This is a genomic window from Herbaspirillum sp. 3R11 (genome assembly GCF_004563925.1).
Taxonomy (GTDB): domain Bacteria; phylum Pseudomonadota; class Gammaproteobacteria; order Burkholderiales; family Burkholderiaceae_D; genus Herbaspirillum.
Map to the genome: position 1 here is coordinate 103,375 of NZ_SPNJ01000002.1, position 22,676 is coordinate 126,050.

Sequence of the window (22,676 nt, forward strand, 5' to 3'; positions counted from 1 at the left end):
GATACAGGCCGCGACGTTGTTGCATGCGCTTACTCCAATAACAGCGGTGCACCGACTGACAGGGCGGGAAGCAAGGGCTATGGTGAAGGCATAAACTCTCTGGGAAAACATCATGCAAAGCCGACATCACTCGAAAGCGCCCGTGGCAATTGCCGCCGGCCTGGTTGCCCTCATCGGTATCGGTGCAGTGTGGCTGCTGCGAGTATTCTGGTTCCACGTGTAAATCGTTCACACGTCTTAGCGCCACCCAATAAAAAAGCCGCCCGAAGGCGGCCGAATCCCACAAGACTATTCCTCAATGCGTCAGACCTCGGCATCAGCTTTGCTTGGAGCCGCCTTGGTTGCCCTGATTGCCTTGGTTATTGCCCTGCTGCTTGTTCTGGTCATTGGCGCCGGCTTGCTGGCCCTGACGCGAACCCTGCTGGTCCTGCTGCTTGTTCTGTGCGTTCTGCGGCTGGTTGGCCTGTTCATGCGAACGTCCGCCGCCTTGGGTGATGCTGGAGTTGTTGGCATCGGCGCCGCCTTGTTGGCGACCGGAGTTGGCGTTGTTCTGGTCTTGCTGCGCAGACGAGCCCTTGTTGCTGCCGGCCTGTTGTTGGCCTGCGTTCTGACCTTGGCCGGCTTGTTGGCCGCGCTGCTGGTTTTGTTGATCCTGCTGCTGATTTTTTTGCGACTGATTTTGCTGAGCCTGGTTGGCTTGTTGTTGCTTACCGTCGTTTTGTTGATTGGACATGTAATTCTCCTCGTGATCCGGTCGTTGGAAGACGCCGGCGGACTTGACCGTAGATCCGTTGGCGAGAAACCATCTTGCCTGCAAGTCGTTGCCGTTCCTATCGGCGCAAGGCGCATCCGCTTGTGGGCCGACATGCCCGCCGCTGTCAGCGGATTGCCCACACGGAACGCCTGGTTGCTATTGTTTGCTTGTCAACAACAAGGAATTCACCTATAGAGGCAATGCGCCCGACTGACTAGGATGTGATCTTCGGCGCCTCCGACATGCTCACGTCAGTCAGCACGTTAGCTCACATGTCAGCTCTATTGCGCCCCGTCGTCTGCGTTCTGGAGAATTTCCCTTGATTCACGAAGTCACCGTTTATTTCCCCTGGTTGGGAGCCTGCCTCGCCGTATTCGTGCTGATCGCGGCGGCAGCCATCTTCGTGCTGCGCCTGTATCTGGTGGAAAGCCGGGGCGACAATCAGTGGCGCGGCTGTGAGGAATTCCTGTTCCTGTGCAAGCGCGCTTGCGACGAAGCCGTCACGCCCGACGAAGCATGGTGGCGCGCCGAACAGGGCGATATCGGCACCGGCGCCGCACGCCTGCATCGTCGTCGCAACACCCTGCGCAGAGCCATCAAGATTCTCACCATCGCCGCGTTGGCGGCATGCGCCTTGCTGATTGCAGGCGCCTTGTCGGCGGCGACGGCAACCGGCAGCATCGCGGTGTCGGCGATGGTGCTGACGCGTTGCATCATCCGTTTTCCCGTGCGCGGCAACGATGCCGACAGCAGTTGCAGTGAAGGCGTCGCGCCGGTGCGCTCGGAGCAGCTGATACGCAACAACCCGCCGGATGACGCAGGACCCGGAACGGCTGAAGCTGCTGCAACGGCAACGGCTGGACAAACCGTTCTGCAAACCAGGGTGGTGACGCTGACTTATTGAATGTATTGAATTACTTGCTGACCGACTTGCGCATGCGTCGCCGGCAGGCGCTTGTCCTCATGCGGCGGAGGTGTTGAGGCGGCGCAGTTCCTGCTCGTTGACCGAATCCTGGATTGCCGCGAGCGTCTGTTCCAGATGCTGCCGGACAATCTTCTCGACGCGCTTGCCGTTTTTCTTGGCGTAGCCCTCGAGGATCATGGAGTGTTCATCGTTGTCGGCCTGCTGGATCTGCGGGTGGATGAAAATCGACAGCGACACATACGGCTCCGCCACCACCAGCAGGTTCTTGACGATCTCGTAGAGTCGCGTGTCCTCTTCGCTCACCATCAGTTTCAGATGGAACTCGCGATTCAGCGCCGACCAGCGGTGCGGATCGGTCGAGGTGCACATCTCGGCGTGGATCTCTTGCGCGGCATGCAGCGCTTCGGCCGCGATGGAGTCGACAGCCTTCTTTGCCAACAGCGGTTCGAGCGCGATGCGCAACTCGTAGATTTCGGCGACGTCCTTGACGGTGAGGCCCTTCACCACCACGCCCTTGTTGGCGTCGATCGACACCAGGCCTTCCGAACGCAAGCCGCGGAAGGCTTCCCGCACCGGCGTCGTGCTGACCTCGAAACGCCGCGCCACCTCGTCTTGCCGCAGTTTGTCTCCGGGCTGATATTTTCCGGACAATATGTCGGTCCTCAGCAGGCTGAGCACGTATTGTTCGATTGTTTTAAAGGCTTTCGGCATCCGCGAATTATATAGAAGAGTTTCACCGGCGGGCGGCAGGCGGTGGACGGCTTTGCAGCCGTGCTCCGTCCGCCTTGCCCGTGCGCGAACTCAGGCCACCGGCACCGCCACTGCGGGTCCTTTCAGCCGGGGCAGGATGGTGCTCAGCCATTGGCCGGTCTGCAGCAGTGCCAGATCGCCGTCGGCGCGTCCGATCAATTGCACGCCGAACGGCAGGAAGTCCATCGACACGCCCGACGGCGTTGTCACCGCCGGCAGGCCGAGCAGGGTTGCCGGCGCGCAAAACGAAGCGTCGCCGGTTTTTTCCAGTCCCTTGAGTGCGGTGGTCGGCGAGGTGATCGTCATGATGGCGTCCAGTCCATCCAGCAGACCGTCGCGGCCGGCGCGCAACTGCTCCACGCGCGCGATCAGCGTGGCGTAGTCGGCGTCGCTGACCGAGGCGCCGCGCGAGACCAGTTCGCGCGTGTAAGGGCCGGCCAGGTCGCCGGCGTCCTTGATGTCGTCATGAATGGCCTTGTGTGCTTCATAAGCCAGCACGCCGTTGGTCAACGCCAGCAGCTCGCGGATATCGGGGCCGAGGCCGGCCTCCACGCATTCCACGCCATGCGCTTCGAGGCGACGCACCACGGCGTCGAAGTTCTGCTGCACTTCGGGCTCGACCTGCGCCCATTGCGAGGACCGGTAGACGCCGATCTTGCGCGGCTTGACGCCTTGCACGAACGAGGCCGACAAGCCGGCATCGAACGCGCGGCCCTTGATCACGACTTCGTGGCAGATCGCCGCCCAGCGGAAATCCGAGGTAATGAAGCCGAGATGGTCCAGTGTCGGCGCCAGCGCATGCACGCCCTCGGTTGGAATCAGTCCATACGTCGGCTTGTAGCCCACTGCGCCGCAATAGGACGCGGGCCGGATCACGGAACCGACGGTTTGCGTGCCGAGTGCAATGTCGACGATGCCGGCGCCCACTGCAGCAGCCGAGCCGCTCGACGAGCCGCCCGGACTGTGTGCCGCGTTCCAGGGATTGACGGTGGCGCCGGGGTCGCGCCAGGCGAATTCGGTGGTGACGGTCTTACCGAAAATCACGGCGCCGGCTTCACGCAAACGAGTGACGATCCATGCGTCTTTTTTCGGCTGGTTGCCAAGGAAGATTTTCGATCCGTACGTGGTCGGCATGTCGGCCGTGTCGATCAGGTCCTTGACGGCGACGGGTACGCCGGCCAGCGCACCACTGCTATCGCCGGCGGCAGGGTAGCCGGACGGACGATGGTTGAACGCCCTGAGGGCGCCGTCGATCTCGCCGGCCGCGTCGATCGCGCGTTGCAACCGGCTGTTGCTGTGGTCTGTAGTCATGATCTGCTCTTCAAATTAAAAGGCCATCGCCACTGTACTGCGAGATGGCGGCAGGATGGCCGGGTGCGGTTGCCTGCATAATTTACATCCCGTCGGGCCGGACGCACGTGGCGGCCGGCCCGGGGTGGGCGAACATATCGCCGTCGCGCGTTACTTCGCGCTCGCCTTCTCGGCAAAGCTGTTGTCGACCGCGCTGTCGTAGGTCACCTCACCGGCCTTGATGTTGCCGATCGAGATCTGCAAGTCGAGGCCGGCCTGGAAGGCGGGCTTGGAGATCGACGGCGTCGCCGGATAGATCTTCTGATCCAGCATGCGTTTCACCGCGGCTTCCACCACGCTCTTTTCCAGCGTCGGGAATTCCGCCACGGCGACGCGGTAGGCTACCTGCGGCGAGGTCTGCATCAGCTTCTCGGCGTCGGCAATGGCGCTGACGAAACTCTGCACCATTTGCGGACGTTTCTGGATCGTCGACTTCAGCGTGTCGATCGTCGAGAACGCATAGACGCCGTCATACTGCTTGGCGAAGTCGTGCACGATCTTGTAGCCGTTGGCCAATGCCTGCTCCACTTGCGGCTGGTACAGCGTCGCTGCAGCCGCGCGGCCGGCGGTGACCGGCGAGATTTCGGTGCCGATCGAGACGGTGTTGAGCTTGACGTTGGACAAGCCCTTTTCCTTCAGCAGGTTTTGCAGCAGGTAAGTGCTGGTCGACGGCGGCAGCGCGGCCGAGATGGTCTGGTCCTTGAGGTCGGCTACCGACTTGATCGGCGAATTCGGCGGCGCCACCATCCACACCGGCACGCCCGACACCACCATCGCCACGTTGACCAGCGAGGCGCCCTTGAGGTTGGCCAGCACCGCCGTCATCGGATCCTGCAGCGAGAAATCCGCATGGCCGCCAATCACCGCAGCAACGCCCTGGGCGCCGCCGCCGGCCGTGACCTTTTGCACTTCCAGTCCGTGTTTGGTGAACAGGCCTTCATTCATCGCCACGTACAGCGGCAGATACTGAATCGACTGGAAGGCCTGGTAGATCACGGCCTTTTCCGCCGCGAACGCGGAGGGCGCCGCGGCGCAGGAGGCGGCGATCAGCGTGGAACCGAGCAGCGTGCGGAAGTACTTCATTGTGCGACTTTCCATGAAACGACCCTTTCTTCGATTAATTGGACAACCCAGGTGAGAACTGCCGCCATCAGAGTCAGGATGATGACTCCGAGCCAGACACTGTTGAGATCGAACAGCGAGCCGGCCACGAACACCGCGTGGCCCAGGCCGTTTTCCGACGCGATGAACTCGCCCACCACCGCGCCGATCAGCGCGAAGCCGATGTTGATGCGGAAGATGGAGAAGATCCACGGCACCGACGCCGGCACGATCAGTTTTTTGAAAATCATGGCCCGCGGGGCCTTGAACGATTTGAAGAGATTGAGCAAGTCCTTGTCGACTTCCTGGGCTGCGGCGCAAGCCGAGATCATCGCCACCGCAAAGGTCGAGATGCCGGCCAGCCAGATCTTCGAAGTCATGCCCGAACCCAGCCAGATGATGATCAGCGGGCCGAGCGCGATCTTGGGAATGCTGTTGAGCAGGATGGAGAACTGCTCGACGATGTCGGAGGTGCGCGGGTAGAACCACAGCACCAGACCCAGCACGATGCCGAGGCCGCTGCCGAGCACCAGGCCGAGCAGCGTTTCGACCAGCGTCACCCAGGTGTCGTACAGCAGCTGCCCCTTGGTGAATCCGATCACGGCGGAACGGTAGATGCCGAGCGGCGAGCCGAGCAGTTGGCCGTTGATGAAGTTGGCTTGCGCGGCCATTTGCCACAGGATGATCAGGGTCACCAGAATGGTGGCGACGATCATGGTGGCGCCGTTATTTTTTTTCATGGGATTCCTTTCGATCAAACGCCGGCATGCGCGACGTCGCTGGCGCGCAGGGCGCCCCAGATTTCCTTGTGGTACACCGGGAATTCCGGCGCCCCGCGCGCCGTGACGGCGTCGCGGTCGCCCTCCACCGAGAGCACGATGTGTTCTTCGCGCGTGATCTTGGCGGGTCGTCCGCCCAGCACCACGATGCGGTTGCTCATGGCGATGGCTTCGTCGATGTCGTGGGTGACCAGGATGACGCTGGTGCGATCGGTGCGCGTCAGGCTGATGACGTCGTTCTCCAGCATCAGGCGGGTCTCGTAGTCGAGCGCCGAGAACGGTTCGTCCAGCAGCACCACGGTGGGGTCTGACAGCAGCGTGCGGGTCAGCGCCACGCGTTGTTTCATGCCGCCCGACAGCGAATGCGGATAGGCATTGGCGACCGACTCGAGGCCGTAGCGCGCCAGCATCGCCAGCGCGCGCGTGCGGTCGTCATCGGTGACGGTGCGCTGCAATTCAATTCCGAGCACGGCGTTTTCGAGGATGGTGCGCCACGGCAGCAGCAGGTCTTTCTGCAGCATGTAGGCGATGCTGCCGGGTCGTCCGTCGGCGCGCGCACCCAGCGAAATCTTGCCGGCGCTGGGCGTGAGCAAGCCGGAAATCAGATTGAACAAGGTGCTTTTGCCGGCGCCGCTGCGACCGACGATGGCGACGATCTCGGCTTGGCCGACATGGAAATTCAGGTTCTGGAAGATCCTGATTTCTTCGCCGTTGGCCTTGATGAAGGCATGGCTGAGGTTGTTGACTTCAAGCAGGTTCTCCAACATGTGCTCCATGAAAGGTGAGGACGTCGCGGTCCACGGATGAATCGAGAATGTTGCTCAATGATAATTATGCATAATGCATAATCCATGTCCCTAAGCAGAAGGCGTGCCAATGGCGTTGGGCGCGGACGTGGCGGAAGCGGCTGTGAACCCCGGGGGAGACGCGCAAAACGGCAGCCAGTGGCTGGTTGCGGAGTATGAGAAAAGGCGGGAAAAAGTCAGGGAAAGACGAGAGATCAGGAGGTGCGGCGCGGTTGGCGATGCGTCAATAAGCGTCAATGAGCGTCGATCAACGCTCGGAATGCACGGAATGCGTGCGCATGTTGCACCGCTCCCAAAGTTGGCGCGCAGGTGGACTGCGCACCGCTCATGGTCGCTGCATCAATCCTTGCTGCGCAGGATTTTGGCCAGATCGGACAATTGATAAGGCTTGTTAAGGAAGGCGAATTCCTTGCTTAGTTGCTGGTTGGACGTCAGCGCCGGAAACGGATGGCCTGACGCCAGGATGATCTTGGTCGCAGGATGGCGCCGCCGTGTGATTTGCGCCAGTTCAATGCCGCTGATGCTGTTGGGCATGATCACATCGGTAAACAGGATGTCGATCTGCGGCGTGCGCTCCAATACTTCCAATGCCTCGGCGCCGTTGGTGGCGGTATAGGCTTCATAACCCATGGTGCGAAACAATTCGGCGGTGATGTCGAGCAGGTCGAGCTGGTCGTCGACGATCAGCACGGTTTCTGAACGCTGCTTGCTGTCGGCGCTCTGCGCATTTTTTTCGGCGTCGGCATCGGTGTCGACAGGGAGGTAAATCGTGAAGCAGGTGCCGAAGCCGACTTCGCTCGAGAGCGTGACCTCGCCGCCCGATTGCGTGATGAAGCCGTACACCTGGCTCAATCCCAGGCCGGTGCCCTGGCCGGATTCCTTGGTGGTGAAGAACGGCTCGAACACGCGCGCCTGCACCTCCGGCGTCATGCCGCTGCCGTTGTCGGCCACGCTTATCTTGGCGTAGGCGCCTGCCGGCAGCGCGCCCACGGTCTTGTCCCGCAGCGTGAGTTTTTCGGTGGCGATGGTGACCTTGCCGCCGCCCGGCATGGCCTGCGTGGCGTTGACCACCAGGTTCAGCAAGGAGGTCTCGAAGCGGGTGGCGTCCAGCTTCACCATGACCGGCGCCGGGCTCTTGCGGATGTCGAACTGGATCGATGAATTGCCCGCACGCCGCAGCACCGATTCGAAATCGGCGATGAGCGTATTGACTTCATGTGTCTCCGGCTGCAACGGTTGTTGCCGCGCGAACGACAGCAACTGCTGGGTCAGGATCGCGCCGCGCGACAGCGCCCGGCGGATGCTTTCCATCGAGCGCGAGCTCTCCAGTTCGGGAAACTGCACCGTCAGCAATTGCAGGCCGCTCGACGCCACCGCCAATAGATTGTTGAAGTCATGCGCCACGCCGCCGGTGAGCTGGCCCAGCGCTTCCATCTTTTGCGACTGGAACAGCGCCGCGTTGGCGCGCGACAGGGCCAGTGCGGTGTCGCGCCGTTCGGTGACGTCGCGCGTGACCTTGGCGAAACCGATCAGGTCGCCCAGCTCGCTGCGGATGGCGTCCACGATCACGTGGGCCCAGAAGGTCGAGCCGTCCTTGCGCACGCGCAGGCCTTCCTGTTCATAGCGGCCGTGCTCGGCCGCCGTCGCCAGGGCGCGCTCGGGCAGGCCGTCATTACAGTCGGTTTCGGTGTAGAAGTTGGAGAAATGTGTGCCGATCACCTCTTCCGCCGCGTAGCCCTTGATGCGCTGGGCGCCGGCGTTCCAGTTGGTGACCTTGCCTTCCGGCGACAGCATGTAGATGGCGTAGTCGGTGACGCCTTGCACCAGCAGGCGGAATTGCTGCTCGCTGGCCTGCAGCGTCTGCGCCGCCAGTTTGTGTTCGGTGATGTCGCGCGTGATCTTGGCGTAGCCGAGCAGTTCGCCGTTGTCGGCGATGATCGGATCGATGATGGAACTGGCCCAATACGTGGTGCCATCTTTGCGCAGGCGCCAGCCCTCGTCTTCGAACTTGCCGTCGCGCAGCGCGATGTCGAGCGCGTTTTGCGGCAGGCCGGCGGCGCGTTCTTCCACGGTATAAAACACGGAGAAATGCGAACCGAGGATGTCTTCGCTGGAATAGCCGGTTAACTGCTGCGCACCCTTGTTCCAGCTCGCAACCTCCCCTCGCGGGTCGATCATGTAGATGGCGTAGTCGTGGATCGCGGAAATGATCAACTGGAAGCGCTGCGCATCGGTAAGCGCCAGGTGAGCGGGTTGACTGCTGAGCATCGATGTTCCTTGTCTGGCATCCTGAACCTCCGCCGCATGACCGGGCGCAACGGCGCTGCAGGCATGCTCGCCGACGTCGGCTGACAGAGGGTATGGTGCAGTATGCCGGGAGCGGCGCAGTCTTTCAACCTCCACGCCGTGTAGGACTCCCGGCAACAAGGACCGTACCCGGGCGCCAGGTCAGCCGGCGCTCACCAGCTTGAGCCCGATCACGCCCGCCAGAATCAGCGCGATGCACAACAGGCGCAGCGGCGCCGTCGAGTCACCCAGCAGCGCCATGCCGAGGATCGCCGTGCCGGCCGCGCCGATGCCGGTCCACACCGCATAACCGGTGCCGACCGGCAGCGTGCGCAGGGACAGCGACAGCAGGATGACGCTGGACAGGCCGGTCGCCACCGTCAGCAGCGAAGGAATCAGGCGGGTGAAGCCGAGCGAGGCCTTCATGCCGAAGGCGAAACCGATTTCAAGTACGCCTGCAATGCTCAAGAATAGCCATGCCATGGGATATATCCGTGGTGATGCGCCGGGCCGTGCGGCCGGGCGCGATGGAGAAAAATGACTTAAGCGGAAACTGCCGCCGCCGCCGCAGTAGCAGCAGCAGGGGCCGGACGGAACGCAACGCCGAAACGATTGAAGGCATTCATCAGGCCGATCGCGTAGGTGAGGTCGGCCAGTTCCTTGTCGTTGAATTCGGCGCTCGCGGCGGCGTAGTCGGCGTCGGGCACGCCGGTTTCAGCCACGCGGGTCACGCTTTCGGCCCAGGCCAGCGCGGCGCGTTCACGGGCGTTGAACAGGGCGCCGCCTTCGTGCCAGACCGGCACCAGCACCAGCTTGTCGACGGCCAGACCGGACTTGAGCAAGTCGCGGGTATGCATGTCGATGCAGAAGGCGCAACCGTTGATCTGCGACACGCGCAGGTAGACCAGGTCGATCAGCGTCTTGGGTAGGCTGCCCTTGAGCAGGGAGGAGTAAACGCCGCCGAAGGCCTTGTAGGTGTCAGGGGAGGCGTTGGCGTAGTCGATGCGCTTGTTCATGATGAGTCCTTGTGTTTGTCATTGAAGAGACTCCATGGTGCGCTCGCTTGGTCTAGTCAGGAAGATCCATAAATGGACTTGGCTTATGGGCCATGATTTCGTGTGCCGACATGCCTCCCCTCGCTTACATCAGTGCCAGGATGCGCCGCCCCAGCGCCTCGGCGGCGGCTTCGGAAGCGACGTTGGTGAAGTTGACCAGCAGCGCCGGCACGCGCGCGCCGTCGGTGGTCCAGTCGGTCAGCGCTTCGGCGTAGAGGCCGTCCTCGCGCATGCGCGCCACCAGCTTGCGGTCCGACAGGCGGCCGCGCAGGCGCATGATCAGGTGCATGCCGCCGGGCGGCGATTCGATGCGGATGTGTTTGCCGAGTACGCGCTCGAGGCCGGTGCGGACGGCGTCGCGGCGTTCGGCGTAGAGCTTGCGCATGCGCTGGATGTGGCGGGCGAAATGCCCCTCGGCGATGAATGCGGTGACGATTTCCTGCGTCAGCGCCGGACTCCCCGCCGCGAATACCTGGCTGACCGCGGCGAAGCGTTCGACCTGCGACTCCGGCACCACCAGATAGGCCAGTCGCATGCTCGGGAACAGCACCTTGCTGAAGGTGCCGGCATACAGCACCCGGCCGTCGCGGTCGAGGCTCTTGAGCGCCGGCAGCGGGCGGCTGACGTAGCGGTATTCGCCGTCGTAATCGTCCTCGACGATCCAGCTGTCGTTACGCGCTGCCCATTCCAGCAAGGCCAGCCGCCGCGGCAGCGACAGTGAAACGCATAGCGGACTCTGGTGCGCCGGCGTGACCACCGCTGCACGCGCACGCGGCGCTGCAGCGATGCCGTGCGCGACCTGCATGCCGTCTTCATCGACCGGCACCGGCACGGCGCTCATGCCCATGTGTGTCAGCAGCTCGCGCGTGGGCGGGTAGCCGGGATCCTCGACCCAGATGCGGTCGCCGGTTTTCAACAAGGCATGGCCGATCAGTTCCATGGTGTGGCGATAGCCGGCGGTGACGAACACCTGCGCCGGCGCACAGCTGATGCCGCGCGACAGCTGCAGGTAAGAGGCGATCTCGGCACGTAGCGCCGGCAAGCCGTAAACCGACGGATGCGCCATGTCGGCCGCTTGCATGGCGCGCACGCAACGCGCTCCCAGGCGTGCCCAGATCTTGCGCGGGAAGGCGTCGAGCGCCGGCAGACCCATCTGGAACGGCAGGATGGAATCGGGCCGGAAGCTGCTGGCCGGCGCCTGCTTCGGTGCGGGCGATTCAGCAACGGCCAGGCGCGGCTGGAGGTCGGGCGTGACAATGGTGCCGGCCTGGCCGCGCGCCTGGATATAGCCTTCGGCCGCCAGCAACGAATAGGCCGCCTCGATGGTGCCGCGCGCCAGTCCGAGCTCGTGGGTCAGCGCGCGCGCCGATGGAATGCGGTCGCCCGGCTTGAGCACGCCGGCGGCGATGGCGCTGCGGAAGCGATCGTAGATCTGGCGGTAATACGGCGCGGCCGCCTGCGGATCGAGGGGCGCGAGGGGATTGACGAGTTTGCTTTTGGCGGAGGACATGGTCTCGTAACAGTTATGCAGATATTGAAAAACAATGATGCCATGATGCTCCCGGCCGGGGGGACAGGCAAGGTGGAGCTGAGCCATCATGGATCAATCAGAATGCAGATTCATGGATCTTGGAGGTGGGGCATAGTTTTCTTAATATGAACGTCACGACTTCCAGCTTGGAAGCCCCTCACCCCAGAAACCTTGAATGGATCGACCATGAACATTTTGCATCTCAGCTGCAGCCCGCGCGGGCAAGAATCCGAGAGCTACCGGCTCTCGCAGAAAATCATCGGCTTCCTGCAGGGCCGCACGCCGTCGCTGACTATAGTTCATCGCAACGCCGCCGAGGGCGACGTGGTGCATGTCGACGGCAACTACGCCGCCGTGCTCGGCGCCGCGCAGGAGCCGTCGGGGTTTTCTGCCGAAGGTTCGATCTCGCGTTCGGAGTTGCTGATCCGCGAACTGGAGCAAGCCGACGTCGTGCTCATCAGCACGCCGATGCATAACCTGACAGTGCCGTCATCATTGAAGGCGTGGATCGATCACGTGGTGCGCATCCGCCGCACTTTCGACGTGACGCCGCAAGGAAAGATCGGCACGCTGCGCGACCGGCCGGTGTATATCGCGGTGTCGTCGGGCGGCGTGTATTCGGGCGAACGGGCACGCCAGCCGGACTTCCTGACGACTTACCTGAAGACCATCCTGGCCTCGATCGGCCTGCACGACCTGCGCTTTTTCTCGGTGCAGGGCACGGCATTCGGGCCGGATGCGCTGGCGCAGGCCAGGGTGGAGGCGGACTTGGCGCTGCGGACTCACTTCGCCTGATCTTGTTTTGATCTTGTTCTGATAACTATTTCATTTTTAACAAGAGGCAAAAAAAAGAGTCACGTTTTACATGTTTGCAATACTATTTGGGCCGGAGAGATAATCAACGCTGAAACAGCGCGCCATTCGCCTAGCCTGAGCAGATTGCAGAAACATGAGCCTTTTGAAGAAAATCAAAGTCGACGAACTCGAATTGGGTATGTATTTTTGCGGCTTCGAAGCTGCCTGGCTGGATCACCCGTTCTGGAAAAATCGCTTCCTGCTGAAGGACACCGCCCATTTGCAGCAGGCGCGCGCCAGCGGCATCGTGTATTGCTGGATCGACGTCGCGCAGGGCAAGGACGTTGCAGTGGAAGAGCCGGAAGCGGAAGCAGCCGAAGCTGAAGTTGATGCTGAAGCCGACGTAGCTGAACCTGCATCTGAGGCTGCCCCGGGTCTGCGCGACGAACTGCCGGCCGTGGTCGGCGCCGATCCTTTCTTCGAAGAGCTGGAGCAGGCGCAACGCTTGTGCGAGAACGCCAAGGACACCACCAAGGCCATGTTCGCCGACATCCGCATGGGACGCGTCATCGACATGGACCGCTGCATGGACCTGGTCGATCAGGTGACGGCGTCGATCCTGCGCAACAGCGCCGCCATGACCAGCATCGTGCGGCTCAAGCTGGCCGACGACTACACCTACATGCATTCGGTGGCGGTCTGCACGCTGATGGTGGCGCTGGGCCGCACCATCGGCATGGATGAGGCCGCCTGCAAGGAAGCCGGCCTGGCCGGCCTGCTGCACGACGTCGGCAAGGCCTTCATCCCGGTGCCTATCCTGCACAAACCGGGCGGCCTGAGCCCGGCTGAAATCGACATCGTGCGGCGCCACCCGGTACTCGGCTACAACCACCTGATCAAGAATTCCAACATCCCGCAATTCGCCATCGAGGTGTGTCTGCACCACCACGAAAAGATCAACGGCACCGGCTATCCCGACGGCCTCAGCGGCGCCGGTATTTCGCTGCTGTCGCGCATGGCGGCGATCTGCGACGTCTACGACGCGGTGACCTCCGACCGTCCCTACAAGAAGGGCTGGGATCCGGCCGAGTCGCTGACCGCCATGTCGTCGTGGAGCGGCCACTTCGACAAGACCCTGCTGTCGGCTTTCGTCAAGACACTGGGCATCTATCCGATCGGCTCACTGCTCAAAATGGAATCGGGCCGGCTCGGCCTGGTGATCCGCCAGAGCGCGGCCGGGCTGACCAAGCCGGTGGTGAAGGCGTTCCGCTACGACAGCAACGGCGACATCGTTGACTCGGAAGTCATCGACCTGTCCGACCCGGCGGCGACCGACAGCATTCTCCAGCGCGGCGGCGAGGAATGGCTGAAGTACAACGGTCTCAACAAGCTGTGGATGCAGCCGACCACGCTGCAACCGCGTTAATTCGCAGACGCTCCACCCGCGTTACCAGGTATTGTCGCGCGCCGTCTCCAGCAGGAAGTCGCGCAGCAAGCGTGCGCTCGGTCCGACTCGCTGCGAGTGGACCAGGTAGATTTCCAGCGGCGCGGTTTCGACTTCCGGCAGCACCTGCACCAGTTCCCCTGACGCCAGCAGCGCACCGGCATCGTAGGCCGGCAGCCGGGCGATGCCTTCACCGGCCAGCACGAAGGCCAGCCGCGAGGTGGCGCTGTCGGTCACCAGGTCGCCCTGCACGGCGACTTCGATGCTTTCGCCGCCGGCGCGCACGGTCAGCGCCTTCTGGCCCGGCGGATAGATCACCCAGCGATGCTGTTCCAGTTCGGCCACCGAGGCCGGTGCGCGATGCCGGCGCAGATAGGCCGGCGCGGCGCACAGCATGGTCGGTTCGCGCACCAGGCGGCGCGCCACCAGCGACGAGTCGGCCAGCGGCCCGGCGCGCACCGCCAGTTCGATACCCTGATTCGCCAGATCGACGTTGGCGTCGTTCATCGCCACTTGCAGGCGGATGGCCGGATAACGTCGGCGGAACGCCAGCAAGGCCGGCAGGATGCGCTTGTTGCCGAAGTGATGCGAGCAGGTGATGCGCACTTCGCCGCGCGGCTCGGCGCGCAGCAGCTCCATGCCGCGGATGCCGTCGTGGGCTTCGTCGAGCAGGCGCTCGCAATGCACGCGGAAGGCTTCCCCGGCCGGCGTCAGACTGAAACTGCGCGTGCTGCGCAGGGCCAGCGGCACGCCGAGTTTGGCTTCCAGTGCGCGGATATGGTGGCTGACCACGGCGCGGGTCAGGCCCAGCGCACGCGCGCCGGCGGCGAAATTGCCGCTGCGCACGACGGTCGCAAAGATCGCCATGGCGCGCAGTTCATCGAGGATGGGGGAGGGGTTATCCATGCCTGATTGTATTATATTGTTTGACACTGCGTCATCATCGGCGGTGCTACCGGACGCTTGCTCCCCTTGATATCGTTCTTCTCAACCGAAATGTCTCGGTTTTTTGGAACAAGGAGATTGCCATGAGCGTTCAACATGTACTGTTTATTTTGACAAACACAGCCGAGATCGGTCCGAACAAGCGCGCTACCGGTTACTTTTTCCCGGAAGTCGCCCATCCGTATGAAGTCTTCAATCACGCCGGCATCGCCGTCGAATACGCCTCGCCGCTGGGCGGCACGCCGCCGGAAGACGGCTACGACGCCAACGATCCGGCCCAGCTGGCGTTCCGCAACAGCGCCGCCATCCGCCGCATGGCGCACAGCCGCAAGCTGTCCGAAGTCGACGTGCTGGATTACGACGCGATCTTCTTCCCCGGCGGCCTCGGCCCGATGGGCGACATCGCCACCGACCCTGAAGTGAAGCGCGTGATCGCCCGCGCTTGGAACGCCGGCAAGCTCGTCGCCGCAGTCTGCCACGGCCCGGCAGCCTTCCTCGGCGTCACGCTGGAAGACGGCACGCCGCTGGTGCGCGGCCGCAAGCTGACTTCCTTCTCCAACCATGAAGAAGCCGGCTACGCCCAGGCCGACGTGCCATTCCTGCTCGAAGACGCACTGCGCGCCGAAGGCGCCGAGTACGCAGCGGCCGACGACTGGCAATCCCACGTAGTGGTCGACGGTCGTCTGCTGACCGGCCAGAATCCGGCCTCGGGCGCAGCGCTGGCTGAAGCGATGGTTGACGCGTTGCAAGGAGTATCGCAATGAGCGCCGCAATCAATGCAGTAGACAATGCAGCTGCCGCGATCACGGTGGTAGCCCGTTGGCAACCCGCCAGCGGAGCGCACGGCGACGTGCTCGCCCTGATCGCCGAATTGCGTCCGAAGTCGCTGGCGGAACCGGGTTGCCTGGCCTACGAGGTGTACCAAAGTGTAGATGTGCCGCGCAGCATCCTGCTGGTCGAGCGTTACCGCGACCAGGCGGCGCTCGATGCACACAAGCAGTCGGCGCATTACCAGGAACTGGTGGTGGGACGCGTGCTGCCGTTGCTGACTGATCGCCGGGTGGAGTTGTTGCAGCCGCGCGATATTGGTTGAAGCGGCTGATGTACGCCGATCGCATCCGAGGTGACTGCTGCAGTCGTCCCGGATGCGGAGCGTCTTTTTTCAGGAACTCAGCACCAGCGGCTGCGCCCTGGCCCAGCGATTGGCCGACAACGAAAACGTCAGCGCGCGCACCTGGTGATACCAGCCCGCCGGCACGTACAGCAGCTCGCCGGCTTGCATGATGCATTCGGTCAGCGCCGCCTGGCGCGCCAGTGGAAATTTGTCGAAATCCGGCGCCTCCGGATCGAAGGGCGAGCCGAACAGGATGGCGTTGGCTTCGCGCGGATAGAGGAATTCATCGTGATGCGGCGGCGCCAGGAAGATGCGTTTGACGCCGCGGATCTGCGCAAAGATGTTGTCGTCATAGTCGCAATGCAGCGGCGTCACCGTGCGCGCCGGACCGAGCCAGAAGCGCGGCGGTCCCATTTTCTTGAAGTAAGCCGGCCAGTGGCACAGCCGGTTCAACGGGCGCATTTCCAGATTGCCGACGTAGGGCGGCAAGTCAGGATTGGCGTCGGCCTCCGTCGACAGATCCAGATAGTCCCGCAGCGACATGTCCTGCATCGCGCGATCGGCCGCGAACGCCGTGTTGACGTAATCGCCGACGCGCGCACGCACCTGCAATTCTCCGAATTCTTCGCGCAGGGTTTGCGGCGTCAGCGCAGACAGCGGCCATTTTTCGACCAGACCGGTGATGACGAATGGCAGGCCTTTTGCCGCCAGCGTGTTGAAGGCGGCGGTGTCGGGCAAGCCCACGCGCGGCACTTCGGCGATGACCGGCAGGTCGCGACTTGCACGTTTGATGGCCTCGCGCATGGCGGCGATCGAAGCGACGCCGCGCACCTCGGCGTCCTTCTGCTCGCGCGCTTGTTTTCGGGCGAGCGCGTCTTCCGGGGACAGCGGTGTTTGCGGTCGCGGCGGCAGCAGCCGGGCTGCGCGCTGGCGGTCATTTTCCTGTTTCATTCTTGTACTGTCGCGGTCGTGGATGGAGCGGGCAAGCCGGGATCGTCGGGAGTCATCTGCGTATTCTATAGAGAACGGGGAAGAAACCCGATGGACGACGTCCTGGCGGCGGAAGCGACGCTGACTGAAGCCGCGTAGAATCTCGCCATCGCGGGAGAGGCTTTTGCACGCCATCACCTGCTTCACTCCAAAACAGGCAGGGTTATGGATAGGATACAAGCCATGTCGGCGTTCCTGGCCGTGGTCGATACCGAGGGATTCTCGGCGGCGGCGCGCAAGCTCAAGGTGTCGCCGTCGGTGATCACGCGCGCCGTCACGGAACTCGAGGAGCGCCTGGGCGTTCGCCTGCTGACGCGCACCACGCGCTTCGTCCGCCTGACCGATACCGGACGCGTGTATGCCGAAAATTGCCGGCGCATCCTGGCTGAACTTGATGACGCCGACAGCACGGCGACGGGTGCGCATTCGACACCCAAGGGACAATTCACCGTGACCGCCACAGTCGGCTTCGGCTGCATGCATGTGGCGCCGGTTGTGCGCGATTACCTGACTCTCTATCCCGAAGTCGACATTCACTGCTGGTTCATCGATCGCAACGTCAACCTGGTGGACGAGGGCGTCGACGTCGCGGTGCGCATCGGCGCGTTGCCGGATTCGTCGCTGCAGGCGATCCCGGTCGGACGCGTGCGGCAGGTGCTGTGCGCGGCGCCGGCTTACCTGCAGCAGCATGGCGTTCCGCAGTGTCCCGAAGACCTGAGCGGGCATGTCATCGTCACGGCCAGCGGCATCACGCCCACGCCGGAATTGCGTTTCCGCGACGACCTCAAGATTCGCATCCATCCACGCATGACCACCACCACCAATGATTCTGCCGCGGCCATGGCGGTTGCCGGATTCGGCATCACGCGCTTGCCCTTGTACCAGGTCGCACCGGCGCTGCAGCGTGGCGAGTTGGAATTGCTGCTGGAAGACTTCGAGCGTCCCGCGATGCCCATCCATGTCGTGCATCGCGAAGGCCACAACGCCACGCGCAAGCTGCGCACCTTCATCGACATGACGGTGGAAGCGTTGCGGCGTGACGAGAGCTTGCAGTAACTATGCAGTAACTACTTCCCTGCAGCGAACGCCTTGCGATTGACTTGCATGTACTGATCGGTCAGCGCTGCAACCTCATCGAGTTTGGTGTCCATCGCAAAGTGACCGGCGTCCAGCAGTTCGATGCGCGCCTTCGGCAAGTCGCGCCGGAAGGCCTCCGCACCCGGCACGATGAAGGCCGGATCGTACTTGCCCCATACCACCAGCGTCGGCAGCTGATGTGCCGCCAGCCACTTTTGCCAGGCCGGGTAGGCGGCAATATTGTTCTGGTAGTCGAAGATCAGGTCGGCCTGAATCGCCGCCTGGCCGGGCCGGTTCAGGTAGGCCACTTCATCCATCCACAGATCGGGATCGTAGGCTTCCACTGCAGGATCGGTGCCGATATGGCGGCCCTGGGTCACCGCCAGCGACAGGTGCGCTGTGCGCACTGCCTGCTCATGTGCGGCGCGGTCGTTCCAGAACGGCTTGCGCGTGGCCCACATGGCGCCCAGTCCTTCCTCGTAGACATTGCCGTTCTGGAAAATCGTGCCCTGCACCGCATCCGGCTGCGCCGTCGCCATGCGCATGCCGACCGGCGCACCGTAATCCTGCATGAACAGGACGTAGCGCGGCGCCTGCACGGCGACGGTGAACTTCTGCATGACCTGCGCCAGGTGATCGAAGGTATAGGCGAAGTTGTCCGGAGACGGCGCATCGCTGTTGCCGAAGCCCGGATAGTCGGGCGCGATCAGATGGTATCGATCGCCGAGCTTGCGCATCAGGCCGTCGTACATGCGCGATGAACTCGGCACGCCGTGCAGCAGCAACAGCGTCGGCTTGTCCGGCGAACCGGCTTCGCGGTAAGCAATCCTGACGCCGTCGACGGTGACGTTGCGGTAGCCGACCGGAGCCGATGAGGCCGATGGTTTTACGTGTTCTGCCGCAGAGGTGGTATTGGTGGCATTGGCAGCATTGGAGGTGAGGCCGGCGAGCAGGGCCGCAGCCGCAAAGATGGATTTCTGGCGCATGATCATTTCCTTCTGGTGTTGTTGGTGGGGCGTATCGAGGTCGATACGGCAGCGCCAGTGTTACCGAGGACAACAGGGAAGAGAATTCCCGTGCGCGAGAATGCACCTTTGCGAATTCGAGAATGATCAGCGCGCCACCAGCCACGGCGGCGGCGTCAGCCGGGCCGCCACCCAATCCGAAAATGCCCGTGTCTTGCCGGGCGTACCGGCGGCGGCCGGCGTGACGATGTAGACCGCGCCCTTGTCCGCCAGCGGCCAGTCGGGCAGCACTTCGACCAGCTCGCCCGAGGCCAGGTGGTGACCGACGTACCAGTCCGAGGTGTGCATCACGCCCAGGCCGGACAGGGCCGCTTTCACCAGCAATTCTGAATCGCCCGAGGCCATGCGCGGCGTGACGTTCACGGTCTGGACGCCACCGGATTTTTGAAAGCGCCATTGCTCCGGCGTGACGCGCGCGCTGTTGCACAGGCAGTCGTGCTGTTCCAGATCCTGCGGCACGACGATGGCGGCGTGGCTCTCGAGGTAGGCGGGACTGGCGCACATGAGGCGGCGCCGGCCGGCCACCTTGCGCGCCACTAGGCGCGAATCCGGCAGCTCGCCCAGGCGAATGGCGAGGTCGTAGCGTTCGGCAATGAGGTCGACAAAACGGTTGTCGGCGTTCGCTTCGATTGTCACGTCCGGATGCGCCTTGAGGAAATCGATCATGATCGGCGCAATCCACATGCGGCCGAAACTGGCCGGCAGCGTGATCCGCAGATGGCCGCGCGCCTCGCCGGCGCCGAAGCCGGCGACTTCTTCCTGCGCCGCCTGCAAGTCTTCCACCAGCGGCGCGACGCGCAACAGATAGGCCTGTCCCGCCTCGGTCAGGGCCACCCGGCGCGTGGTGCGTTCGACCAGCCGGATTCCCAGGCGCGTCTCAAGCGCATGCAGCCGGCGCGTCACCACGGCCGGATCGCGGCGCAGTTCGCGACCGGCCGCAACGAAGGAGCCGCTGCGGGCCAGCGCCAGGAAAGCGCGGAGTTCGTCGAAGTTGATGTCCATGGATCGCTGACGGGATTATTGAGAAAGGCGCATTTATGTTGTGATGATTCTACTGTTTTAGTTGAAATTCATCAGTAGTAGCATTTGCGGGTACCTCTCCACGGCCGGCAGGCGCACCGATGCAAATGCGGCCGGGAGCAATCAACCTGATGGAATCCGCACAATGAAAACCCCACAATTCTTCACCATGAAACTTGTCGCCTCCGGTCTGTTGGCGCTGGCAGGATGGTCGACGTCCGCCGCACATGCCGCCGCGCCGCTGCAAAAATCGCAGCCCGGCTACTACCGCCTGATGGTTGGCAATGTCGAAGTGACGGCACTGTCGGACGGCACCAACAGCCTGTCGGCCAATGCGCTGCTGGACGGCATCGGCAAGGACGAGATCGCCAAAAAGCTGAACGACGCCTTCCTGACCGATCCGATCGAAACCTCGATCAACGCCTATCTGGTCAACACCGGCAAGAAGCTGGTCCTGATCGACACCGGCGCCGGCGGCACCATCGACAAGAACAGCGGCCACCTGGTCGAGAGCCTGAAAGCCGCCGGCTACCAGCCCGGCCAGGTCGATGAAATCTACCTCACCCATCTGCACCTGGATCATGCCGGCGGCCTGGCAAAAAATGGCAAGCGGGTGTTTCCGAATGCCGTCGTGCGCGCCGATCGCAAGGAGTCCGATTACTGGCTCAGCGCCAAAAATGCGGCGACCGCGCTGCGTGGCGGCAAGAAGTCATTTACGGTGGCGGTGGACGTCTTGCGGCCCTATATCGCCGCCGGCAAATTCGTACCGTTTGACGGCGACAGCGAACTGACTCCCGGCATCAGCAGCGTGGCGAACTACGGCCATACGCCCGGTCACAACGCCTACGGGGTCAGCAGCAAGGGACAACGGCTGACGATCTTCGGCGACCTGGTGCATGTGGGCGCGATCCAGTTCCAGCATCCGGAAGTCACGATCGCCTTCGACAGCGACGAACACGAAGCGATGGCCGATCGCCGGCGCGCGTTCGACGCCATTGCCGATCAGCGCGAACTGGTGGCCGGGGCGCATCTGCCATTCCCCGGCATCGGCCACATCACCAAGGACGGCAGCGGTTATCGCTGGCAGCCAGTCAATTACACCCTGCCGCATTGAGCATGGCCGGATAAGGCTGCATGCACAGCCTTATTCCTTACCCGTTACCTTCATTCTTGCGCGACCGGTGCGCCGCCTGCTTGGCGCGATTGCCGCACACGGCCATGCTGCACCAGCGGCGCGCATGGCCCTTGGTCCTGTCCAGAAACAGCATTGTGCAGGCCGGGCCTTCGCAAGCTTTGACGTAGGTGAAATTGTCGTCGCAGACGACGTTCGCCATCGCCTCGGCCAGCGGCAGCAGCAAGGACTCCGGCGTGCGCCAGCGGCGCTCCTTCTTGCGGGCGACGCCATTCGCTTCACTCGCAACGATCTGCACGAACACTTCATCGCGCGCCAGCAAACGGTTGAGCGGCTCCAGTTCGGCGACGACCGAATCAGGCAAGGGCTGCCCTTTGTGCCGGACGACAAAGTCGCGGAACCACTCCCGCAATCCTCTGGCCTGCGCGGCGATCGCATCCAGTTCGCCCGGACCTGCGCTGCGGGAAAATTCTTCCAGCACGGACGCCGGCGCCAGCTTCGCCGCGCTCAGCCACGCCAGAAAATCCTTGCCCGAGCTCAGCCATTCCACCGGCGTGTCGACGGGCGTGGCCACGGAGTTCAAGAAATCCAGGCCGAGGGCATCGGCCAGGAACATCGGCGGCGGCAGTTGTTGGTCCATGTTGCGACATCCTTTCGTGCTGTGATTGTCCAGATAGTAACTTAATAAACGATTTATCAGAAGTTACCGATCTTCTGATGGCAGAGCCCAGGCAGCGTGCCGGAAGGCCATCGCCGTATTTCGCCGTATCCCTGCAACAGTGCGCCATCCCTATGAATATGCGCTCCTTTCATTGAACTTCCATGATTCGATTGAATAACCGTTAAAAAATAGTTTGACAGGTTACAAATGAATAAGTAACCTTTAAATTGAAATTTAACCAGTTATTCAATTCGAGGAGCCCGTCATGAAGCAAATACGCAACAAGAAGGTGGTGGTGGATGGTCTGGAAGTGTTCTATCGGGAAGCGGGCCGGCGCGACAAGCCGACGCTGTTGTTGCTGCACGGCTTTCCCAGCAGCAGCCACATGTTCCGCGACCTGATCCCGCTGTTGGCGGAGCAATTCCATCTGGTGGCGCCCGACTTGCCGGGATTCGGCCGCACCGCGATGCCGCCGCGCGAGCAGTTCGACTACACCTTTGAAAGCCTGGCGCGGGTGATCGCCCGTTTCACGGAAGTGGTGGAGCTGGAGCGTTTCGCGATCTACGTATTCGACTACGGTTCGCCGGTCGGCCTGCGACTGGCGACCATGCATCCGGAACGTATCACCGCCATCGTCACGCAAAACGGCAACGCCTATCTGGAAGGACTCAGCGACGGCTGGAATCCGATCCGCCAATACTGGCAGGCGCCCAACCAGGCCAACCGCGACGCGCTGCGCCAACTGCTAACGCCGGAGGCCACGCTGTGGCAATACACGCATGGCGTCAGCGAGATTGACGCGGTGTCGCCGGACGGTTATTCGCTCGACGATTTCTACATGACCCGGCCGGGCGCGCATGAGGTCCAGCTGGACTTGTTCCTGGACTACGCCGACAACGTCGCGCGCTATCCCGAATTCCAGGCCTATTTCCGCAAGCATCAGCCGCCCGTGCTGGCGGTGTGGGGACGCAACGATCCCTTCTTCCTGCCGGCCGGTGCGGAGGCGTTCAGGCGCGATATTCCGGGCGCAAAGATCGTGTTCTACGACACCGGCCACTTCGCCCTCGAGACGCACGCGGTCGAGATCGCCGCCGAGATCCGCGCCTTCCTGTAAGCGCATCCATAACGTTCACAAA

23 protein-coding genes are annotated in these 22,676 nt (G+C 62.8%); 8 read left to right on the plus strand and 15 right to left on the minus strand.

Annotation, left to right across the window (positions count from 1 at the left end; all coding sequences use genetic code 11):
* Positions 1–316 precede the first annotated feature (316 nt).
* Entirely contained in the window at positions 317–733 is a 417-nt protein-coding gene (locus tag E4P32_RS08655) for a hypothetical protein (RefSeq protein ID WP_116434563.1), read from the minus strand.
* Between the two features lie 340 nt (positions 734–1,073).
* Here E4P32_RS08655 and E4P32_RS08660 point away from each other — a divergent pair, with 340 nt between their 5' ends.
* Positions 1,074–1,658, plus strand: a complete 585-nt coding sequence (locus E4P32_RS08660) for a hypothetical protein (protein WP_116434562.1) — start codon at positions 1,074–1,076, stop codon at positions 1,656–1,658.
* Between the two features lie 57 nt (positions 1,659–1,715).
* Here the strand turns inward: E4P32_RS08660 and E4P32_RS08665 are convergent, their stop codons facing one another.
* The 9 genes from E4P32_RS08665 to E4P32_RS08705 all read right to left on the minus strand — a co-directional run bounded on the left by E4P32_RS08665 (position 1,716) and on the right by E4P32_RS08705 (position 11,316).
* Positions 1,716–2,390: a GntR family transcriptional regulator gene (locus E4P32_RS08665; protein ID WP_116434561.1), complete on the minus strand. Its 675-nt coding sequence runs from the start codon at positions 2,388–2,390 to the stop codon at positions 1,716–1,718.
* A 90-nt stretch (positions 2,391–2,480) separates the two neighbouring features.
* Complete coding sequence (locus E4P32_RS08670) at positions 2,481–3,740, minus strand: amidase (protein WP_116434560.1); 1,260 nt, start codon at positions 3,738–3,740, stop codon at positions 2,481–2,483.
* Between the two features lie 150 nt (positions 3,741–3,890).
* The gene (locus E4P32_RS08675; protein ID WP_116434559.1) at positions 3,891–4,877 is read right to left on the minus strand and encodes an ABC transporter substrate-binding protein; all 987 of its coding nucleotides are present in this window, start codon (positions 4,875–4,877) and stop codon (positions 3,891–3,893) included.
* Positions 4,859–5,620 (minus strand): ABC transporter permease, encoded by a 762-nt coding sequence (locus tag E4P32_RS08680; protein ID WP_116434558.1) that lies wholly within the window; start codon positions 5,618–5,620, stop codon positions 4,859–4,861. Before E4P32_RS08680 ends, E4P32_RS08675 begins: the two co-directional genes overlap by 19 nt.
* A 14-nt stretch (positions 5,621–5,634) precedes the next feature.
* On the minus strand, positions 5,635–6,426 hold the full coding sequence (locus tag E4P32_RS08685) for an ABC transporter ATP-binding protein (protein ID WP_116434557.1): 792 nt from the start codon (positions 6,424–6,426) through the stop codon (positions 5,635–5,637).
* A 378-nt stretch (positions 6,427–6,804) separates the two neighbouring features.
* On the minus strand, positions 6,805–8,733 hold the full coding sequence (locus tag E4P32_RS08690; protein ID WP_116434556.1) for a PAS domain-containing sensor histidine kinase: 1,929 nt from the start codon (positions 8,731–8,733) through the stop codon (positions 6,805–6,807).
* A 180-nt stretch (positions 8,734–8,913) separates the two neighbouring features.
* The gene (locus tag E4P32_RS08695; RefSeq protein WP_116434555.1) at positions 8,914–9,234 is read right to left on the minus strand and encodes an SMR family transporter; all 321 of its coding nucleotides are present in this window, start codon (positions 9,232–9,234) and stop codon (positions 8,914–8,916) included.
* A gap of 59 nt (positions 9,235–9,293) precedes the next feature.
* A complete protein-coding gene (locus E4P32_RS08700; protein ID WP_116434554.1) occupies positions 9,294–9,767 on the minus strand; it encodes a carboxymuconolactone decarboxylase family protein in 474 nt (157 codons plus the stop codon).
* Positions 9,768–9,891: 124 nt separating this feature from the next.
* The gene (locus E4P32_RS08705; RefSeq protein WP_116434553.1) at positions 9,892–11,316 is read right to left on the minus strand and encodes a PLP-dependent aminotransferase family protein; all 1,425 of its coding nucleotides are present in this window, start codon (positions 11,314–11,316) and stop codon (positions 9,892–9,894) included.
* Between the two features lie 207 nt (positions 11,317–11,523).
* Between E4P32_RS08705 and E4P32_RS08710 the strand changes: the two genes are divergently transcribed.
* Both E4P32_RS08710 and E4P32_RS08715 read left to right on the plus strand, forming a co-directional pair.
* Positions 11,524–12,132: an NAD(P)H-dependent oxidoreductase gene (locus tag E4P32_RS08710; RefSeq protein WP_116434552.1), complete on the plus strand. Its 609-nt coding sequence runs from the start codon at positions 11,524–11,526 to the stop codon at positions 12,130–12,132.
* Between the two features lie 154 nt (positions 12,133–12,286).
* The gene (locus E4P32_RS08715) at positions 12,287–13,558 is read left to right on the plus strand and encodes an HD-GYP domain-containing protein (protein ID WP_116434551.1); all 1,272 of its coding nucleotides are present in this window, start codon (positions 12,287–12,289) and stop codon (positions 13,556–13,558) included.
* A 21-nt stretch (positions 13,559–13,579) separates the two neighbouring features.
* Here the strand turns inward: E4P32_RS08715 and E4P32_RS08720 are convergent, their stop codons facing one another.
* Entirely contained in the window at positions 13,580–14,482 is a 903-nt protein-coding gene (locus E4P32_RS08720; protein WP_116434550.1) for a LysR family transcriptional regulator, read from the minus strand.
* Positions 14,483–14,604: 122 nt separating this feature from the next.
* Between E4P32_RS08720 and E4P32_RS08725 the strand changes: the two genes are divergently transcribed.
* Together E4P32_RS08725 and E4P32_RS08730 are read left to right on the plus strand one after the other, a co-directional pair.
* Positions 14,605–15,285: a type 1 glutamine amidotransferase domain-containing protein gene (locus E4P32_RS08725; protein ID WP_116434549.1), complete on the plus strand. Its 681-nt coding sequence runs from the start codon at positions 14,605–14,607 to the stop codon at positions 15,283–15,285.
* Positions 15,282–15,614, plus strand: a complete 333-nt coding sequence (locus E4P32_RS08730) for a putative quinol monooxygenase (protein WP_116434548.1) — start codon at positions 15,282–15,284, stop codon at positions 15,612–15,614. The genes E4P32_RS08725 and E4P32_RS08730 overlap by 4 nt, the downstream gene beginning before the upstream one ends.
* 69 nt (positions 15,615–15,683) lie before the next feature.
* On the opposite strand, the gene E4P32_RS08735 is transcribed toward E4P32_RS08730, so the two are convergent.
* Positions 15,684–16,586: a cupin-like domain-containing protein gene (locus E4P32_RS08735; RefSeq protein WP_116434547.1), complete on the minus strand. Its 903-nt coding sequence runs from the start codon at positions 16,584–16,586 to the stop codon at positions 15,684–15,686.
* 204 nt (positions 16,587–16,790) lie between these two features.
* On the opposite strand from E4P32_RS08735, the gene E4P32_RS08740 reads away from it, so the two are divergent.
* Positions 16,791–17,681: a LysR family transcriptional regulator gene (locus E4P32_RS08740; RefSeq protein ID WP_116434546.1), complete on the plus strand. Its 891-nt coding sequence runs from the start codon at positions 16,791–16,793 to the stop codon at positions 17,679–17,681.
* Between the two features lie 11 nt (positions 17,682–17,692).
* Here E4P32_RS08740 and E4P32_RS08745 read toward each other — a convergent pair whose 3' ends face one another.
* Together E4P32_RS08745 and E4P32_RS08750 are read right to left on the minus strand one after the other, a co-directional pair.
* On the minus strand, positions 17,693–18,688 hold the full coding sequence (locus tag E4P32_RS08745) for an alpha/beta hydrolase (protein ID WP_116434545.1): 996 nt from the start codon (positions 18,686–18,688) through the stop codon (positions 17,693–17,695).
* Between the two features lie 126 nt (positions 18,689–18,814).
* Positions 18,815–19,729 carry a LysR family transcriptional regulator gene (locus E4P32_RS08750; protein WP_116434544.1) on the minus strand — a complete coding sequence of 305 codons (915 nt, stop codon included), beginning with the start codon at positions 19,727–19,729 and terminating at the stop codon, positions 18,815–18,817.
* 163 nt (positions 19,730–19,892) lie between these two features.
* Between E4P32_RS08750 and E4P32_RS08755 the strand changes: the two genes are divergently transcribed.
* Positions 19,893–20,861 (plus strand): MBL fold metallo-hydrolase, encoded by a 969-nt coding sequence (locus E4P32_RS08755; RefSeq protein WP_116434543.1) that lies wholly within the window; start codon positions 19,893–19,895, stop codon positions 20,859–20,861.
* Positions 20,862–20,898: 37 nt separating this feature from the next.
* On the opposite strand, the gene E4P32_RS08760 is transcribed toward E4P32_RS08755, so the two are convergent.
* The gene (locus E4P32_RS08760) at positions 20,899–21,519 is read right to left on the minus strand and encodes an ABATE domain-containing protein (RefSeq protein ID WP_116434542.1); all 621 of its coding nucleotides are present in this window, start codon (positions 21,517–21,519) and stop codon (positions 20,899–20,901) included.
* A 286-nt stretch (positions 21,520–21,805) separates the two neighbouring features.
* On the opposite strand from E4P32_RS08760, the gene E4P32_RS08765 reads away from it, so the two are divergent.
* Positions 21,806–22,654: an alpha/beta hydrolase gene (locus tag E4P32_RS08765; protein ID WP_116434541.1), complete on the plus strand. Its 849-nt coding sequence runs from the start codon at positions 21,806–21,808 to the stop codon at positions 22,652–22,654.
* The last annotated feature ends 22 nt before the right edge of the window (positions 22,655–22,676 follow it).